This window comes from Pseudomonas sp. PA15(2017) (assembly GCF_001945395.1).
Taxonomy (GTDB): Bacteria; Pseudomonadota; Gammaproteobacteria; order Pseudomonadales; family Pseudomonadaceae; genus Aquipseudomonas.
Map to the genome: position 1 here is coordinate 76848 of NZ_MSXV01000056.1, position 16934 is coordinate 93781.

Here is a 16934-nt window from a genome sequence, read left to right on the forward strand (position 1 = left end):
ACGTACCGGCTCGTCTGTCACACGGATGAAACGCCTGGATCAGAACTTGTGATCGGCGGTATCCGGGTTCAGGTCGCTGATGCCCAGCTTGCCGGCGGCCTGTTCGATGGCACCGGTCTGCTTGACCAGCGCAGCGATGGCGTCGCGAACCAGTTGCTGGCCTTCGGCGTTGTCGGCGGCGATCAGCTGATCGAAGTGCATGCCCTTGTTGGCGCTGTCGACCAGAGCCTGAAGCTTGGCCTGGGTGGCGTCCAGGTCGGCCTTGACGGTGCCATCGGTGGCGGCGTCGGCCTTGGCGACCAGCGAAGACAGGCTCGCGCCGCTCAGGGTGCTGCCGTCGACCTTCTTGTACTCGCCCAGGTAGACGTTACGGATGCCCAGGCCGTTGTAGTAGTGCGAGTTGTGGGTGTTGTCGCTGAAGCAGTCGTGCTCGTCTTCGGTGGAGTTGGCTTCCAGGGCGACCTTCATGCGTTCGCCGGCCAGTTCGCCGAGGGACAGGCTGCCCATGCCGAACAGCATCTTGCGCAGGCCGTTCTCGGCGGATTCGCCTTCCAGGGTGGCGCGGTAGTTGTCGGCCACGCCGGCTTTCCACTGACCGGCCATTTCGTCGAGGTCGGCGACCAGCAGGTCGGTAGCGGCTTTGAGGTAGGCACGGCGACGCTCGTTATGGCCGCCGGTGGCGCCATCACCGACCACGTAGTCGGTGGCCGGACGCTCGCCAGCGCCCGGGCCGGTGCCATTCAGATCCTGGCCCCAGAGCAGGAACTCGATGGCGTGGTAGCCGGTGGCGACGTTGGCTTCGGAGCCGCCCAGCTCGTTCAGGCTGGCGAGCAGGTCCGGGGTGATTTCGGTGACGTCGATCTTGTCTTCGCCGACCTGGATCTCGGTGTGGGCGATGATGTTGGCGCCGGCCGCCGGGTTGCCCAGGGCGTGCTGGTAGTCGGCGTCGACGTAGTCGATCAGGCCTTCATCCAGGGGCCATGCGTTAACCTGGCCTTCCCAGTCGTCGACGATGGTGTTGCCGAAGCGGAACACTTCGCTCTGCATGTAAGGGACGCGGGCGGCCAGCCAGGCTTCGCGAGCAGCTTTCAGGGTTTCGTCGCTGGGGTCGGCGAGCAGAGCGTCGATAGCGCTTTGCAGCTTCTTGGCGGTGCTGGCGGCGTCGTCGAACACGGCCGATGCCATATCGGCGTAATGTTTGACCACGGCCTTTGCAGCGGCTTCGTCGAAGGCGCCGGCTGCTGCTGGTGCACTGCTGCCGGTCGCTTGCGCAGCCGGGGCGGCGGCTTGGTTGGCAGGCGCCTTGTCTTCGCCGCAACCCGCGAGGGCAATGGCGATGGTCAGCAGGCTGGCAGAGGCCAGGGGCATACGAATCATGACGAAATCCTTTGCATGTTGGTGGGGAGTGCGCATGGGGTTCCACGCGAGCTGCAACATAATGCGAAAGATTTGCATTTTAAGCAAAGGGTCGATGTGCTAGCACGCGGATCGCGTCGGCTGTCGCGATCCGCTTTTCAGGCGGGAAGTCAGAGCGTGGCGGGGTTGATATGCCGCTGCGAGCGGCTGGACTGCTTGAGGTACTGGGTCAGCTCGCGGGCGGGCAGCGGCCGGCTGTAGTAATAGCCCTGACCTTCATGACAGCCCTGGGCGATGATGTAGGCCTCCTGCTCGGCGGTCTCCACACCTTCGGCGATGACCTGCATGCCCAGGCTCTTGCCCAGCTGGATGATGGCACGAACGATGGTGGCGTCGTCCTCGTCCTCGAGCAGATCCTGCACGAAGCTCTTGTCGATCTTGATCTTGTCCAGCGGCAGGCTCTTCAGGTAGCTGAGCGAGGAATAGCCGGTGCCGAAGTCGTCGATGGCGATCAGCGCACCGGAGCGGCGCAGGCTGAGCAGGTGCTGGGCAGCGGTGCTGATGTCTTCCATCAGGCCGGTTTCGGTGACTTCCAGCTCCAGGCTGCGAGCGGGCAGGCGGTACATCTGCATGAGGTTGTTGACTACGCGCGGCAGCTCGGCGTGGTGCAGCTGCACGGTGGACAGATTGACCGCCATGCGCAGTTCGCTGTAGCCCTGATCATGCCACTCGCGCAGTTGACGGCAGGTCTGGTCGAGCACCCATTCGCCAATGGCGATGATGCTGCCGTTCTGCTCGGCCAGCGGAATGAACAGGTCCGGGCCGACGAAACCATGCTGTGGGTGCTGCCAGCGCAAAAGCGCCTCGACGCCCACCACGCGCTGGTCGCGGTAGCTGATCTGCGGCTGGTAGACGACGTGCAGCTGGTTCAGCGCCAGGGCGTCGCGCAGGTCCTTTTCCAGTTCGCGGCGACGACGCATCTCGCTGTCGACGCTGGCGATGTAGAACTGGTAGCGGTTGCGCGAGCGGCTCTTGGCCAGGGTCATGGTCTGTTCGGCTTTCTGCAGCAGCTTCTCGGGGCTGTCGCCGTCTTCCGGGAACAGGGTAATGCCGATGGTGGCGCGCAGTTGCACCTGGTGATCGTCGAGGGTGAAGGGCGTTTCCAGGTCGTCGAGCACGCTCTGCGCCAGCTCGGCAGCTTCATAGGGTTGCTCGATATCGGCCTGCACCAGAGCGAACTGATCGCCGCCCAGGCGTGCCAGGGCGCCGAGCCGGCCACTGTGGCTGCGCAGGCGATCGGACAGCGCTAGCAGCAGCTGGTCGCCGGTCTGGTAGCTGAACTGTTCGTTGATGCCCTTGAAGTCATCCAGGCCCACGCACAGCACGGCGACGCGGCGCTGCAGGCGCCCGGCATCCTCGAGAATCTGTTCGAGCTGCTGCTGCAGTTGCAGGCGGTTGGGTAGGCTGGTCAGGAAATCGTATTGCGACATGCGCTGCAGGCTGTTTTCCGCCTCGCGGCGCAGGTGGGTGTTGCGTTCGATGGAGGCGAGCAGCCCGTTGGCGGTATTGATCCACAGGCCCAGCTCGTTCTTCTCGTTGCCGGCTAGCATCGGCAGCTTGTTCTCGCTGGGGCGATCCGGGTTGATGCTGCTCAGGTGCTCGATGATCAGCCCCAGGGGCTTGGTCAACAGCCAGTAGTAGACCAGGTACAGGACCAGGCCCATGGCCAGGGCGCGTAGCACGCCAGAGATGAAGATGATCACCGAGTTGGTGAGAAAGCTTTCCCCGTACAGTGCGGTGTCCAGGGTGATGTTCAGGTCGCCGTAGTATTCGTTGTAGGGCTCGCGGCCGACCAAGCGGGTGCTGAAATGCTGTTCCTCGCCGAGGATCGGGTCGGTCAGCCAGCGAATGGGCAGGTGGGCGAGCGGCCGGCTCTTTTCGGCGAGCATATGCTCGCCCGGGTAGCCAATGGACGCCTGGCGCACCGATTCATGCTGGAACAGGCCTTCGACCACCTGCATGCCCATCTCGCGATCCAGGCTGTAGACCGCCTGGGTGGAGGGGTCCCGGAACATGCCGAGAATGCGCTGGGAGTCGCTGGTGATGGAGTGGCGCGTCTTGTAAACGTCGAACACGATTTGCCCGAGGCTGAGCACCACGCCCACGGCAAGCGCGGACAACAGCACCACGCGCAGCAGTTTCACGGACAAGCTGTGCTTGAGTTCCAGCTTCAAATGGCTGTTCCTTGTGCGATACCCGGCGCCGGATTGGAGTTGAGTATTGGCAAACTCACGTTGGCAGTCAAAGGGCGCATGCGTGCGCCGACCAATCTTGTCGCATCTGGGTTCTGTTTCGGAACGAACCGCCAAGTCTTGAGCGCCGCCTGTCGATGCCGTCACGTTGTCACAGGCAAAAAAATGCCCCCCTGACTCGCATCAGGAGGGCATCTTCATCGAGCTAGGGTTCAGGCAGCGAAGTTCTTCGCCACGAAGTCCCAGTTGACCAGGTTCCAGAACGCCTCGACATACTTCGGACGTACGTTGCGGTAGTCGATGTAGTAGGCGTGTTCCCACACGTCGCAGGTCAGCAGCGGGGTATCGCCGCTGGTCAGCGGGCAGCCGGCGCCGATGGTGCTGGACAGGGCCAGGGAACCGTCAGCTTTCTTGACCAGCCAGCCCCAGCCGGAACCGAAGGTGCCGACGGTGACCTTGCTGAACTCTTCCTTGAACGCGTCGAAGGAGCCGAAGGCCTTGTCGATGGCTGCAGCCAGTTCGCCGGTCGGCTGGCCGCCGCCGTTCGGGCTCAGGCAGTTCCAGTAGAAGGTGTGGTTCCACACCTGGGCGGCGTTGTTGAAGATGCCGCCGGAGGAAGTCTTGACGATTTCTTCCAGGCTCTTGCCTTCGAACTCGGTGCCAGGCACCAGGTTGTTCAGGTTCACGACATAGGTGTTGTGGTGCTTGTCGTGGTGGAACTCCAGTGTTTCCTTGGAGATGTGCGGCTGCAGGGAATCGTGTGCGTACGGCAGCGGCGGCAATTCGAAAGCCATGGTTATTCTCCTAATCAGGTCTGTTGCGATGAGCGCAAGGCCGATCACGGGCGGCCAAACATGCGTCGGCGGATTTATACCCTTTGCGACGCAGGGCAGGGATCATAGCACCGGGGCTACGCCATAACCACGCAGCAACTGTGCGGGATACCGGGCCAGAGCCTTCGCGGCGATTCAGGCCAGCTTCATCATCGCCACCCCGGCGAGAATGATCAGGCAGGCGACGGCGCGCAGTGGCGGCAAGCTCTCCTTGAGCCACAGCCGGCCGATCAGCAGGGCGAATACCACGCTGGTCTCGCGCAGCGCCGAAACCAGCGCCACCGGCGCCAGGGTCATGGCCCAGATGGCGATGCTGTAGGCCAGCATCGACATGGCGCCGCCCAGCAGGCCGGCGCGCCAGTGCGGCACGAGTGCGCTAATAACGCCCCGGCCGCGTTGCCCAGATATTACCAGCGCCATCACCAGGCCGTTGACCGCGAACAGCCAGGCCGAGTAGGACAGCGGGTCACCATTGGCGCGGGCGCCGCTGGCGTCTGCCAGGGTGTAGCCGGCGATGAACAGGGCGGTGAGCAGCGCATTGATCAGCAAGCCACTGCTGCTCTTGCCGTGGCCGCCGCGTATCGCCATCAGCCAGATGCCGCCGACCAGCACGGCAAGGCCCAGCCATTGGCCGGCCGGCAACACTTCACCGAGCAGCAGGACGGAGAGCACCGCCACCAGCAGCGGCGAGCTGCCTCGGGAAATCGGATAGACCTGGCCGAGGTCGCCGTGCTGGTAAGCGCGGCTCAGGAACAGGTTGTAGCCGATGTGCAGCAGCGCCGAGAGGATGATCCACGGCCAGGCCGCCGCGTTGGGGGCGGCCACGAAGGGCAGGGCGAGAAGGGCGACGATGCCGGCGCCGATCTGGATCAGCGAAGCGGTGAGAAAGCGATCCAGGCCGATCTTAAGCAATGCGTTCCAGCCGGCGTGCAGGGCCGCGGCGGCGATGACCATGAGAAAGACGCTGGTTTCCACTGCTGCTCCCTTGCAGTTCAGGTGGGCCCCAGCATAGCAGTTGAGGCCGCCGTGATGCGGGCGTTACAGCGGGTTGGCGATCAGTGGCCAGGCGATGGCGAACATCATGGTCGCGACCACCAGGTCGATGATTCGCCAGGTCAGCGGGCGAGCCAGCCAGGGCGCGAGCCAGGCGGCGCCGAAGGCCAGGCACAGGAACCACAGCATCGACGCGCTGGCCGCACCGGCCGCGTAGGCCGAGGGCACCGGCTGCTGAGCGCCGAGCGAGCCGATCAGCAGGACGGTATCCAGGTACACGTGGGGGTTGAGCAGGGTCACCGCCAGAGTCGCCAGCAGCACTGCGCGCAACGATCGCGAGGCGCCGGTCTCAGCTTGCAGCCCGGCGGGGCGGCAGGCGCGTCGCAGGGCCTGGGCGCCGTACCAGATCAGAAACGCGGCGCCGCCCCAGCGGGCGATGCCGAGCAGGAGTTCGCTCTGCACCAACAGGGTCGCCAGGCCGAACACGCCAGCGCTGATCAGCAGCGCGTCGCAGACGATGCACAGCAGGGCGACCGGCACGTGATGTTCGCGGCGCAGGCTCTGGGCGAGCACGAAAGCATTCTGGGCGCCGAGGGCGATGATCAGGCCGGCGGTGATCGCCAGGCCGTTGGTGTAGCTCTGCCACATGGTGAAAGTCCTTGGAAACGAACGCATCGAGGGCGATGGGCGGGTGGGGATGGCTATCAGTCTGCGTCGCAAGGCTGTATAAGAAAAACAAATAGTGCTGATCGCTCATTAGGAAAATCGATTGCTTGATTACAAGTTGCTCGCCGCCCTGGCTGCGGTGGTCGAACAAGCCGGTTTCGAACGTGGTGCCCAGGTGTTGGGCTTGTCACAGTCGGCCGTGTCCCAGCGCATCAAGCTGCTGGAGGCGCGCATCGGCCAGCCGGTGCTGCTGCGAGCCGCGCCGCCGACGCCCACCGATGTCGGCCGGCGTTTGCTCAACCATGTGCAGCAGGTGCGCCTGCTCGAGCGCGACCTGCAGCAGCAGGTGCCGGCCCTGGAAGCGGACGGCGAAACCCAGCGCCTGCGCATCGCCATCAATGCCGACAGCCTGGCGACCTGGTGGGCGAAGGCCGTGGCAGACTTCTGCGCCAGCCACCGGGTGTTGCTGGAACTGGTGGTGGAGGACCAGGAGGTCGGCCTCAAACGCATGCGTGCCGGCGACGTGGCCGCTTGCGTGTGCGCCGCGGAACGGCCGGTATCCGGTGCGCGCAGCCTGGCACTGGGCGCCATGCGCTATCGGGCCATGGCCAGCCCGGCGTTCATCGCTCGGCACTTTTCCGGCGGCGTGAGCGCCGAGCGCATCGGCCAGGTGCCAGCCATCGTGTTCGGCCCCGATGACCAGTTGCAGCACCGTTACCTGAACGAACTCGGCCTGTCGGGCAGCTTCCTGCACCACCTGTGCCCATCTTCCGAAGGCTTCATGCACCTGACCGCCGAAGGGCTGGGCTGGGGCATGGTGCCCGAGCCGCAGGTGATCGAGGCGATGGCCCGTGGCGAACTGGTCGAGCTGCTCCCCGGGCGGCCCATCGACGTGCCGCTTTACTGGCACCACTGGCGCAATGGCGGTGACTTGCTCGACCAGCTCACCCGGCACCTGCAACGCCATGCCGGTAATTATCTGGTGCCGCTGGTGTGAGCGAAGCTGCCGCGATCCGCACAACGTCTTATAGTGCGCGCAGCAGCGGGCGGAGGGCATGATGAAGATTCTGGTCACCGGAGCAAGCGGGTTCATTGGCGGGCGCTTCGCGCGGTTCGCCCTCGAACAGGGCCTGGACGTGCGCGTCACTGGCCGCCGCGAGGAGGCGTTCGAGCACCTGATTCGCCGGGGGGCGCAGTTCATGCCCGGCGATCTGGCCGATCCCGAGCTGGCGCTATCGCTGTGCCGCGACGTCGAGGTGGTGTTGCACTGCGCCGGCGCCGTGGGTGTGTGGGGGCGCTACGAGTATTTCCACCAGGGCAACGTGGTGCTCACCGAGAACGTCATCGAGGCCTGCCTCAAGCGTGGCGTGCGTCGTCTGGTGCACCTGTCCTCGCCGTCGATCTATTTCGATGGTCGCGATCACCTCGGCCTGCGCGAGGAACAGGTGCCCAAGCGCTTCGCCAACCATTACGCGCGCACCAAATTCCTCGCCGAGCAGCGTCTGTTCGGCGCCCAGGAATTCGGCCTGGAAGTGCTGGCGCTGCGCCCGCGCTTCGTCACCGGGGCGGGGGACGTGAGCATCTTTCCGCGGATGATCGCCCTGCAGCGCAAGGGCCGCCTGGCGATCATCGGCAACGGCCTCAACAAGGTCGATTTCACCAGCGTGCACAACCTCAACGATGCGCTGTTCGGCGCCTTGCTGGCTGCCGGGCCGGCGCTCGGCAAGGCTTATAACGTCAGCAATGGCGCGTCGCTGCCGCTCTGGGACGTGGTCAACTACGTGCTGCGGCAGCTGGAGTTGCCGCCGGTTACCCGTCATGTACCGGTGGCCCTGGCGCGCAGCCTGGCCGCTGGCAGTGAAGGCGTATGCAGCCTGCTGCCCGGTCGCCCCGAGCCGGTGCTGACGCGCCTGGCAGTGGACGTGATGAGCCGCGACTTCTCCCTGGACATCAGCCAGGCCCGCGAGCATCTGGACTACCAGGCGAGCCACGGCCTGTGGCCGGCGTTGGACGAGTTCTGTCGCTGGTGGAAGGCGCAAGGCTAGCTGTGATCCAGGGCCGCCGCGGAACCCGAGTCGCCCACCACGTGTCTCTGTGCCCGATACAGGCCGTCGCGACACGTCGATTACTGGCACTACGACACCCAAGCGCCATCCATGAATCGGTATACTGCGCGGCACTTGCCTCCACCGTGGTTTTCTCAAGGTCCCCACATGCGTAACGATGCCCACGACGAATTCGATGACGTACCCAGCCTGACACCGGATCGCCGCGATCAGGACGATTTCGAGCCCGAACCGCAACCCTACGCCCGTAACGGCGCAACCTCGCGCAAGGCCAAGGCGCCGCGCTCGGCCAGCACCGGGCCGCTGTGGGCACTGGTTGGCGCCCTGAGCATTGCCCTGGCGGGCCTGGGCTGGTGGAGCTTCCAGCAGATCAGCCTGATGGAGCAGCAACTGGTGGCCACCCAGGAGAGCTTCGCGCGTATCAGCGAGGAAGCCGCCGGACGCATTCAGGCTATTTCCGGCAAGGTAGTCGCCGCCGAATCGACCTCCACCAGCGGCAGCGAAGCGCTGAAACTGCAAGTGCGCCAGTTGGAGAGCAAGCTGAACGAGCTGAGCAAGCAGCAGCAAGCCGCGGGCGGCCAGCAGAGCGGGCAGGACAAGCGCATCGAGCAACTGGTCGCCGACCTCAAGACCCAGCAGGGCGACGCCGGCAAATACGACGACAGCTTGAAAACCCTGGGCAGTGGCCAGGACACCCTGAAAACCGAACTGGCCGCCGTGAAAACCGAGCTGGCTTCGTTGAAGAGCAGCCAGGGTGATGCCGGCAAGCTGGCCACTCAGGTCAAGAACCTGGCGGGTGAAGTCGAGGCGCTGAAGAAGGCCGGTAACGCCAACGCCGCGGTCGAGCGTCTGGAGCAGGACATGCTGGTACTCAAGAGCCAGCTCGACAACCGCCCGGGCACCAGCAGCAATGCCGGCAGCACCGCGGAGTTCGACGCCTTCCGTGCGCAGACCACCCGTAGCGTCAATACCCTGCAGGCGCAGATACAAAATTTGCAGCAGCAGATCGACGCTCGCTGAGAACCTGTTCAAAGTCTTCAAGCCGAGGTTCGGCGATTTGGCCGCTAAGTGGGGCGCAGTAACCGTGGGAGCGCTCACTCCATGCCCGCGAAAAATCACGGGCATGGAGTGAGCGCTCCCGTCCGCCCCTGCCTTGCAGCAGCCTCTGTCATGTTCAGCGCGTCGCCAGCCAACAAAAAGCCCGCGTTTTACGCGGGCTTTTTGTTGGCGCTGATGAGGCTTACAGACGCGGGTAGTCGATATAGCCAACCGGGCCGGAACCGTAGAAGGTTTCCTTGTGCGGCTCGTTCAGCGGTGCGTCCTGGCGCAGGCGCTCTGGCAGATCCGGGTTGGCGATGAAGGGCACACCGAACGCCACGGCGTCGGCCTTGCCACTGGCCAGCCAGGCGTTGGCCTGATTCTTGGTGAAGCCTTCGTTGGCGATGAACACGCCGCCGAACGCCTCTTTCAGGCTCGGCGACAGGCTGTCGTCGGCTTCGTGCTCACGGGCGCAGAGGAAGGCGATATTGCGCTTGCCCAGCTCGCGTGCCACATAGGTGAAGGTTTCGGTGCGGTTGGAGTCGCCCATGTCGTGGCTGTCGGCACGAGGCGCCAGGTGCACGCCCACGCGGCCCGGCTCCCAGACGCCAAGTACCGCATCGGTGATTTCCAGCAGCAGGCGGGCACGGTTTTCCAGGCTGCCGCCGTAGTTGTCGGTGCGCTTGTTGGTGCCGTCTTGCAGGAACTGGTCGATCAGGTAACCGTTGGCCGCGTGGATTTCCACACCGTCGAAGCCGGCGGCCTTGGCGTTCTCGGCGCCCTGGCGGTAGGCCTCGATGACCTCGGCGATTTCTTCGCTTTCCAGCGCGCGTGGGGTCACGAAGTCCTTCATCGGGCGGATCAGGCTGACATGCCCGGCGGGCTTGATGGCGCTGGGGGCTACCGGCAGTTCGCCGCCCAGGTAGACCGGGTCGGAAATGCGGCCCACGTGCCACAGCTGTAGGACGATCTTGCCGCCGTTGGCATGCACGGCCTTGGTCACGCCACTCCAGCCGCGTACCTGGTCGTCGGACCAGATACCGGGGGTGTTCGGGTAGCCCACGCCCATCGGCGTGACCGAAGTGGCCTCGCTGATGATCAGACCGGCGGAGGCGCGCTGTACGTAATACTCGGCCATCAGGGCATTGGGCACGCGGCCTTCGTCTGCGCGGCAGCGGGTCAGGGGAGCCATGATGACGCGGTTGGCGAGTTCCAGATCGCCGATCTTGATGGGGTCGAACAGTGTGGTCATTGCCTGAATCCTCGAATCATTCGCTCGGTAAGGGTTGTTGGATGGGGTGAACAGGTCGGGTTGCGATGGCATCGAGCTCATAGCTCACGGTCGATCCGCTCGACAAAGGCCGCGATGGTCGCGTCGTTGCGTTTGAAGAAATTCCACTGGCCGACCTTGCGACTGGTCACCAGGCCGGCGCGCTGCAAAGTGGCCAGATGCGCGGAGACCGTGGATTGCGAGAGCCCCGTGCGCTCGTCGAACTTGCCGGCGCATACACCGATGTCGAAGGAGTGGTCAGGCTGCACGAAGTAAGCCTCCGGCTCTTTCAGCCAGCGCAGGATGTCTCTGCGCACCGGGTGGGCCAGGGCCTTGATCACTTCGTCGAGGTCGATGTCGTTATTGCTCATCGGGTCTCCTGCCAATTGCCCTGTAACGCCGTATCGCGATGGGGCGAACTTTATATCGAGACTTGGCGATATACAGATCGTTCAAGCAGATAGTGCATATCGACCGGCATGATGACGCGCCCCTCGCCGTGGCCGGGGCGAGGCTTTAAGCTGGCGCGATGAACTACCTCGCTCACCTTCACCTGGGCGGCGACGCGCCCGCTGAACTGCTTGGCAGCCTGTATGGCGATTTCGTCAAGGGGCCGCTGGCTGGGCAGTGGCCGGCCGCCATCGAGGCGGGTATCGCGCTGCACCGGCGCATCGATGCCTTTACCGACAGCCATCCGCTGCAGGCCCGGGCGCGGGCACGCTTTCCAGTCGAGCGTCGGCGGGTGGCCGGCATCTTTCTCGACCTGTTCTTCGATCACTGTCTGGCCCGCGACTGGCAGCACTACAGCGATCAGCCGCTGCAGCGGTTCACCGACCGTGTCTATCAGGTGCTGGCCGCCGAGCCGCAACTACCCGGCAGCCTGCAACACATCGCCCCGCGCATGGCGGCCCAGGACTGGCTAGGCAGTTACGAGCAATTCGAGGTGCTGGGGCAGGTGATCGCCGGTATGTCCCGGCGCCTGTCGCGACCGGGTCTGCTGGACGGCGGGCTGGACGATCTGCGTCGTCTCTACGAGCCGTTGAGCGAGGATTTCAGCGCCTTCTATCCGGAACTGATGGCCTTCGCCCGCGAGCAACGCGAGGCGCTGCCCGGTCGTTGAGTAATCCGCTGCCGGGAATCAGCCTTGGCCGGAACCGTTCTGTAGTTTGTCGAACAGCGTCGCATCGACCTTCTTGCGGCGCGCGCCTTCCAGGTGCGCGCGCATGCGGTCGGCGGCGGCGAGGCGGTCGCCCTGTTCGATCAGGTCGAGGATTTCCAGGTGCTGTTCGACCTGGGCGCGGCGATGTTCACGAGACACGTCCACGCGATATTCGACCAGGCGGCGCAGGCGATCCAGGCGCTTGAGCGACTGCAGCAGAAAGCGGTTGCCGGAGAACCCGGCGATGATCTCGTGGAAGCGCGAGTTGGCTTCGTAGAGCTCCTCGATGGTCATGCTCAGGTAACCGCCCTCGGCGATGAACGCCTGCTGCTTGCGGCAGCTGGCCAGCAGTTCGCGATCGACCTGGAAGGTCGGCGACAAAAGCCCCGCCGGCTCGATGATCGAGCGAAAGGCGAAGCTCTCCTCATACGCCTCGATCGAGTCGATCACCGGCAGCATCTTCCAGCCCTGGCCGCTGCGCTGTTCGGCCCAGCCTTCCTGCTGCATGCGCAGCAGCGCCGCACGCAGCTCGGCCCGTGACACGTCGAACTGGCGCATCAGCTCGATCTCGGTGAACTGCTCGGGCAATTGTCGCGACAGGCGCAGGGCGACGAAGCGGCGATACACCGAATCCTCCTCGGCCTCGGCGATTTCCTGTACCAGCTCGTTGAGCTCATCAGCCGCCTGGGCGAGGAAGAAGCCGCGGTTGCGATCGTGCTTGAGCATGCCGCGTTCGGCGAGGTGATTGAGCACGAACTTCACCGGTGTGCGCGAGGTGCTCAGCGTGTGTGCCAGGTGCGACTCGACCAGGTGATGGCCAATGGGCAGGCGCTCGCGGCGCACGTAGGCGATGACCTCGCGAGCGACGCGCTTCTGCAGGGCAGTGAGAACCGCTGAAGGGGAGTTGTCCTGGGCCATGGCGATGAACGTCGATTCCTGTACCGGTTGATGCGCCTGCGCTGATCGGCTCGGCAGGCGCTGCATTCTGCTACGTAATCGGGGCCACGGAAAGATGCCGGGAGGTTAGCGGTTTTCAACTTCTATTGTCTTTTATGCGTCTAAAGATCAATAATAGGCATGTCGAACCACGAGGCCAGCGCTGAATTTAATCAATGAATGCCGCTGTGCTCGACAGGCTGTGAACAACGTAGCGATAAAAGACATCGAACAAGCAAGGCTTTCGTTCTCCGCGACCACCTCGAACTCGATCAATCACCAGGCCGCTGGTGCACGTACCGAAGGGGACGCAATGTTCAAGACCCACTGGATCAATCACCTGGGAACACCGCTGGTCGGCGCCCTTGGGGCGGTGATCGCGACCCATATCGGCTGGCCGCTGCCCTGGATGATCGGCTCGCTGGTGGCAGTGATCCTGGTGCGTTGCTTCAGCACCTGGCAGTTGCAGCCGCTGCCGGGCGGGCGCAAGTTCGGTCAGTGGATCATCGGTATCGGCATCGGCCTGCATTTCACCCCGACGCTGGTCGCGCAGATCGCCGGGCACCTGGGGCCGATCATCATCGGCGCGCTGATCACCGTACTCAGCAGCATCGCCGGCGTGTGGTTCATGCGCCGCACCGGCGAGACCATGGCCACGGCGTACTTTTCCAGCATGCCGGGTGGCTCCAGCGAGATGGTCAACCTTGGCGCCCGCAATGGCGCCGAACTGACTCGCGTCGCGGCAGCGCAAAGCCTGCGGGTGGTGGCGGTAGTGCTGTTGGTACCGGCGGTGTTCAAGTTCCTGCTCGGCGATGGCGACGTTCACCTGCATGCCGTTCAAGCGGACTGGCCGTGGCTGGCGTTGATCATGCCGGTGGCCGGGTTGGCCGGCTGGCTGCTGCAACGCTACCGCCAGCCCAATCCCTGGTTGTTCGGCCCGCTACTGGTCAGCGCCGCCGCCAGCATCGGCTTCGACCTGAGCAGCACGCTGCCCGCCGGTGCCAGCCAGGTCGGCCAGCTGATGATCGGCAGCGCCCTGGGCTGCTTCTTCAACCGTGCGTTCTTTCGCTACGCCCCATCATTCCTGGCACGCACGCTGGTTACCACGTTGGTGATGATGCTGGTGGCGTTCGTCGGCGCGGTACTGGTGGGTTGGGCGAGCGGGCTGGATATCCAGTCCCTGACGCTGGGGATGATGCCCGGCGGCATCGCCGAGATGAGCCTTACGGCCGAGACCCTGCAACTGGCGGTGCCGCTGGTGACGGCCATGCAGGTGGTGCGGCTGTTCCTGGTCCTGTTCCTGGCCGAGCCGATCTTCCGGCGCTGGCTGCAGAGTGATAGCCCGCAGTTGCGGCGGGCGTGAACGATCTCTTGGTAATTCCAAGCACAGTGGTCGCGATGCAGTGAGAACGGACGTCAGTGCACTACCTGTGGGAGCGGGCGGGGACGCCTAGTCCATGCCCGCGATTTTTTGTGCGCATGGCGCGATCCCACCACTGCTGCAGTGCCTGAGCGTATGCAGGGATGCGCCGGGAAAGCTCGCGGCTAAAGCTGCTCCTACGCGTTCGCTGGGATTGCGCTTTTGCCTTGTCGCCCTTGCACCGCGGAACAATGAGTTCCCAGAAATCTTGAGCCGGCCCTAAGCCGCAGCCTGAGTTTCCGGCTGCTGCACCCCATACAGCGCCTCGCTCACTGCCGCCTGCGCCCGGCGGGCCAGTTCGTTGCGGTTGCCCGAGTCGCTGGCGATCGGCTCCAGCAAATGGATTTCCACTTCGGCCACGTCGCTGTTCATCAAGCGCAGCAAGTGCGAGAGCATGTCGTCGTCGCCGATGAAGGGCGCCACGTTGCAACGCTGGCCATCGCGCAAGTAGCGGATGGCGATGGGCTGCAGGTCGATGCCGCTTTCGATGGCGCTGCTCAGCAGGCGGCCATGGAAGGTGCGCAGGGCGGCGCCGTCGCAGGTGGTGCCTTCGGGGAAGATCAACAGGTGGCGGCCGCCGCTCAGGTGACGACCGAGCTGCTGGTTGAGCAGCCCGCCGTCCCCTGCACCGCGGCGGATGAACAGGGTGCCGGCCTTGTGCGCCAGCCAGCCGGCCAGCGGCCAGGTGCGTACCTCGGCCTTGGACAGGAACGACAGCGGCGCCAGCATGCCGATCAGCGGGATGTCGGTCCAGGAAATGTGATTACTCAGCCATAGCATCGGCTTGTGGGGCAGTTGCCCCTGCACACGAACGCGAAAGGGCAGGGCGTTGCCCAGACGTGCCAGCCACCAGCGGGTCAGGCGCTGGCGCAGGCCCATCAGATCACCGCGTATCAGGCGTTCGACCGGCACCAGCAAGGCGGCCAGCAGCGCACCTACTGCAAGCACTGCCGCCAGGCGGCTCAGGCGCAGGTAAAGACGCAGTTTGCTCATGGGGTTTTCGGCCTGGAAGAGAGAGGAGAAGGGCGCGCGCCACACAGCAGACACACGCTGCCCGGCACGGCATTTCTACCGCGCCGGCGCGCCGTGGGCAAGTCGTCGATCAGACTGCGGCCTTGAAGTGCCGGGCGTAGCGGGGGCACAGCTCGTCGCGCTTGAGCAGGATGAACACGTCGGCCACCTGGAAGTCCTTGTCCCAGCACGGCTCACCGCAAACCTTGGCGCCCAGGCGCATGTAGGCCTTGAGCAGCGGCGGCATCTCGGCGATCACGTTGCCGGAGACTTCCATCGCGGGCAGCGGCGTCTTGGGTTCGGCACGCAGGTTCTCGGTGCACAGGTAGCGTTCGCGCAGGCGTTGCATGATGGCCTGAGCCTGGATACCGCCGTCCTGCATGGGGATGCTGGCGCAGCCCATCAGGTAGCGGTAACCGCCTTCGTTGAGCACTTCGGCCAGCTCTGCCCACAACACGGCGATGGTGCCGCCGTTGCGGTACGCGGCATCGACGCAGGTGCGGCCGATTTCCAGTACCGGGCCTTGCAGGTGACGCAGGCCGTGCAGGGCGAATTCCTCTTCGCTGTAGAAACGGCCCAGGCCGGCGGCCGCCTGGTGGTCGAGCAGGCGTGTGGTAGCTACCAGCTCGCCACTGTTAAGGTCGCGCACGCCGATGTGTTGGCAGTGCATGTCGTAGTCATCCATGTCCAGGCCCAGCTCGGCGCCCTTGAGCTTGGCGTCGAATTCGGCGCTGAACACGCGAAAGCGCAGAGCCTGGGCTTCGCGCAAGGCGCGCGGCGTGGTCAGGCGCTCGGCCTGCAGGCGACGGGGACTGTTGCTGCGCTCGGGTGCCATGGCGTTCTGGGTCATGCCTTACCTCCGTTGCGGGTCGGGCAGCCTCGCTGCGCACGAACCGGTTGGCCTGCAGACCTGAGCAAACTCAGGAAACACATTCAGGCTAGGGAGGGCGGGTGTCACGCCTGTGAAGGTTCGGTGATGCTTATGTGACAGGCGCGCGGGGCGGCTGGGGCGCGAATCGCAGGTGCAGCAGGCGGGCATCCTGCTTACCATATGCGCCCCTCAACCGTGCGAGCGCCCACCGCGTATGTTCTTCATCCGAAACCTCGGTTTGCCTTTCATCCTGATCATCGGCGGCGTGGTCGCCATGATGGGATTGGCGATCCTCTCCCGGCAGGGCGGTGACGCAATGAGCTGGGCGCGGACAGTTTTTCCCTGGATGATCGTGCTGCCAGCATTTGGCGCGGCCTGGGCAGTGCGGCGGCTGGTGCAGATCTGGCAATGGCGGCGCAGCACCCTGGATGGTGGTTGTCCACGGTGTACCGGCGTGGTGGCGAACGGTCGTTGTCGCATGTGCGGGCAGCGCCTGTAACGGGCGCTCGGCTTTGCTGACCCAGGTCAGCAGGCGGCAGTCCACTGCTGCTCGATCGCCGGCGGCGACCTGATCTATGTGCCGCTGAGCATGGAGCCGTCCAAACATGTACCGGTGCAGGAGCTAACCTACAGCTTCGCCTCGCACCAGAAGCCGGACATCATCGCCCTGCTTGACCGTGGCCAGTCCTTCGCCCTCGGGCGTTGCACCCTCAAGGCGGTGCCGGCGTATTTCCTGCACTCGGTGGGCAACGTCCAGCTCTTCGATCCGCTGAGCGAGATCCTCTTCTCCGGCGACATGGGCGCCTCGATGCATCGACGATGCTGGCCCCGTGGTGGATTTCGCGGCCCACCTGCCGAGCATGCTCGGCTTTCATCGTCGCTACATGGCCAGTCACACGGCCGACCACTCGTGGGGCGTGAGGTGATCAACGCCTTTCTGCACTGGATCGAGAACCCGGAGTGCGGGCTCGACCTGCTCGGCCCTGAGGACTATCAACTGCCGCGTTAGATCTTGACACGCATCGTGCTTTGCAAGGCGCACGCGCCCGGCTATCGTGGCGCA

General features: G+C 64.6%; 16 protein-coding genes and 1 pseudogene. 7 read left to right on the forward strand and 10 right to left on the reverse strand.

Annotation, left to right across the window (positions count from 1 at the left end; all coding sequences use genetic code 11):
* Nucleotides 1-39: 39 nt before the first annotated feature.
* The 5 genes from BVH03_RS21275 to BVH03_RS21295 form a co-directional block, all read right to left on the reverse strand.
* Nucleotides 40-1377 carry an imelysin family protein gene (locus tag BVH03_RS21275; protein WP_075963056.1) on the reverse strand — a complete coding sequence of 446 codons (1338 nt, stop codon included), beginning with the start codon at nt 1375-1377 and terminating at the stop codon, nt 40-42.
* A gap of 149 nt (nt 1378-1526) precedes the next feature.
* Nucleotides 1527-3590, reverse strand: coding sequence for a bifunctional diguanylate cyclase/phosphodiesterase (locus BVH03_RS21280; RefSeq protein WP_075963057.1), 2064 nt, complete (start codon nt 3588-3590; stop codon nt 1527-1529).
* Between the two features lie 230 nt (nt 3591-3820).
* The gene (locus tag BVH03_RS21285; protein ID WP_075963058.1) at nt 3821-4402 is read right to left on the reverse strand and encodes a superoxide dismutase; all 582 of its coding nucleotides are present in this window, start codon (nt 4400-4402) and stop codon (nt 3821-3823) included.
* A 174-nt stretch (nt 4403-4576) separates the two neighbouring features.
* A complete protein-coding gene (locus tag BVH03_RS21290; protein ID WP_075963059.1) occupies nt 4577-5416 on the reverse strand; it encodes an EamA family transporter in 840 nt (279 codons plus the stop codon).
* A gap of 63 nt (nt 5417-5479) precedes the next feature.
* Nucleotides 5480-6082, reverse strand: a complete 603-nt coding sequence (locus BVH03_RS21295; protein WP_075963060.1) for a LysE/ArgO family amino acid transporter — start codon at nt 6080-6082, stop codon at nt 5480-5482.
* 121 nt (nt 6083-6203) lie between these two features.
* On the opposite strand from BVH03_RS21295, the gene BVH03_RS21300 reads away from it, so the two are divergent.
* From BVH03_RS21300 to BVH03_RS21310, 3 genes are all read left to right on the forward strand, one after another.
* Nucleotides 6204-7097 (forward strand): LysR family transcriptional regulator ArgP, encoded by an 894-nt coding sequence (locus tag BVH03_RS21300; RefSeq protein WP_075963061.1) that lies wholly within the window; start codon nt 6204-6206, stop codon nt 7095-7097.
* A 61-nt stretch (nt 7098-7158) separates the two neighbouring features.
* Nucleotides 7159-8145: an NAD(P)-dependent oxidoreductase gene (locus BVH03_RS21305; RefSeq protein ID WP_075963062.1), complete on the forward strand. Its 987-nt coding sequence runs from the start codon at nt 7159-7161 to the stop codon at nt 8143-8145.
* Nucleotides 8146-8313: 168 nt separating this feature from the next.
* Complete coding sequence (locus BVH03_RS21310; RefSeq protein WP_075963063.1) at nt 8314-9186, forward strand: ATPase; 873 nt, start codon at nt 8314-8316, stop codon at nt 9184-9186.
* Between the two features lie 220 nt (nt 9187-9406).
* Here the strand turns inward: BVH03_RS21310 and BVH03_RS21315 are convergent, their stop codons facing one another.
* A complete protein-coding gene (locus BVH03_RS21315; protein ID WP_075963064.1) occupies nt 9407-10456 on the reverse strand; it encodes an alkene reductase in 1050 nt (349 codons plus the stop codon).
* 77 nt (nt 10457-10533) lie between these two features.
* The gene (locus BVH03_RS21320) at nt 10534-10845 is read right to left on the reverse strand and encodes a helix-turn-helix transcriptional regulator (RefSeq protein WP_075963065.1); all 312 of its coding nucleotides are present in this window, start codon (nt 10843-10845) and stop codon (nt 10534-10536) included.
* Between the two features lie 158 nt (nt 10846-11003).
* Between BVH03_RS21320 and BVH03_RS21325 the strand changes: the two genes are divergently transcribed.
* Entirely contained in the window at nt 11004-11594 is a 591-nt protein-coding gene (locus BVH03_RS21325) for an ACP phosphodiesterase (RefSeq protein WP_075963066.1), read from the forward strand.
* An 18-nt stretch (nt 11595-11612) separates the two neighbouring features.
* On the opposite strand, the gene BVH03_RS21330 is transcribed toward BVH03_RS21325, so the two are convergent.
* Nucleotides 11613-12617, reverse strand: coding sequence for a GntR family transcriptional regulator (locus tag BVH03_RS21330; protein WP_256574778.1), 1005 nt, complete (start codon nt 12615-12617; stop codon nt 11613-11615).
* A gap of 265 nt (nt 12618-12882) precedes the next feature.
* Between BVH03_RS21330 and BVH03_RS21335 the strand changes: the two genes are divergently transcribed.
* The gene (locus BVH03_RS21335; RefSeq protein WP_075963067.1) at nt 12883-13932 is read left to right on the forward strand and encodes an AbrB family transcriptional regulator; all 1050 of its coding nucleotides are present in this window, start codon (nt 12883-12885) and stop codon (nt 13930-13932) included.
* 276 nt (nt 13933-14208) lie between these two features.
* On the opposite strand, the gene BVH03_RS21340 is transcribed toward BVH03_RS21335, so the two are convergent.
* Both BVH03_RS21340 and olsB read right to left on the reverse strand, forming a co-directional pair.
* On the reverse strand, nt 14209-14982 hold the full coding sequence (locus BVH03_RS21340; RefSeq protein WP_075963068.1) for a 1-acyl-sn-glycerol-3-phosphate acyltransferase: 774 nt from the start codon (nt 14980-14982) through the stop codon (nt 14209-14211).
* Between the two features lie 109 nt (nt 14983-15091).
* Entirely contained in the window at nt 15092-15850 is a 759-nt protein-coding gene (gene olsB / locus BVH03_RS21345) for an L-ornithine N(alpha)-acyltransferase (RefSeq protein WP_075963069.1), read from the reverse strand.
* A 235-nt stretch (nt 15851-16085) separates the two neighbouring features.
* On the opposite strand from olsB, the gene BVH03_RS21350 reads away from it, so the two are divergent.
* Nucleotides 16086-16370 (forward strand): hypothetical protein, encoded by a 285-nt coding sequence (locus tag BVH03_RS21350; protein WP_143486027.1) that lies wholly within the window; start codon nt 16086-16088, stop codon nt 16368-16370.
* A gap of 60 nt (nt 16371-16430) precedes the next feature.
* Nucleotides 16431-16880: pseudogene (locus BVH03_RS21355) on the forward strand (MBL fold metallo-hydrolase); the annotation flags it as partial.
* Nucleotides 16881-16934: the final 54 nt, after the last annotated feature.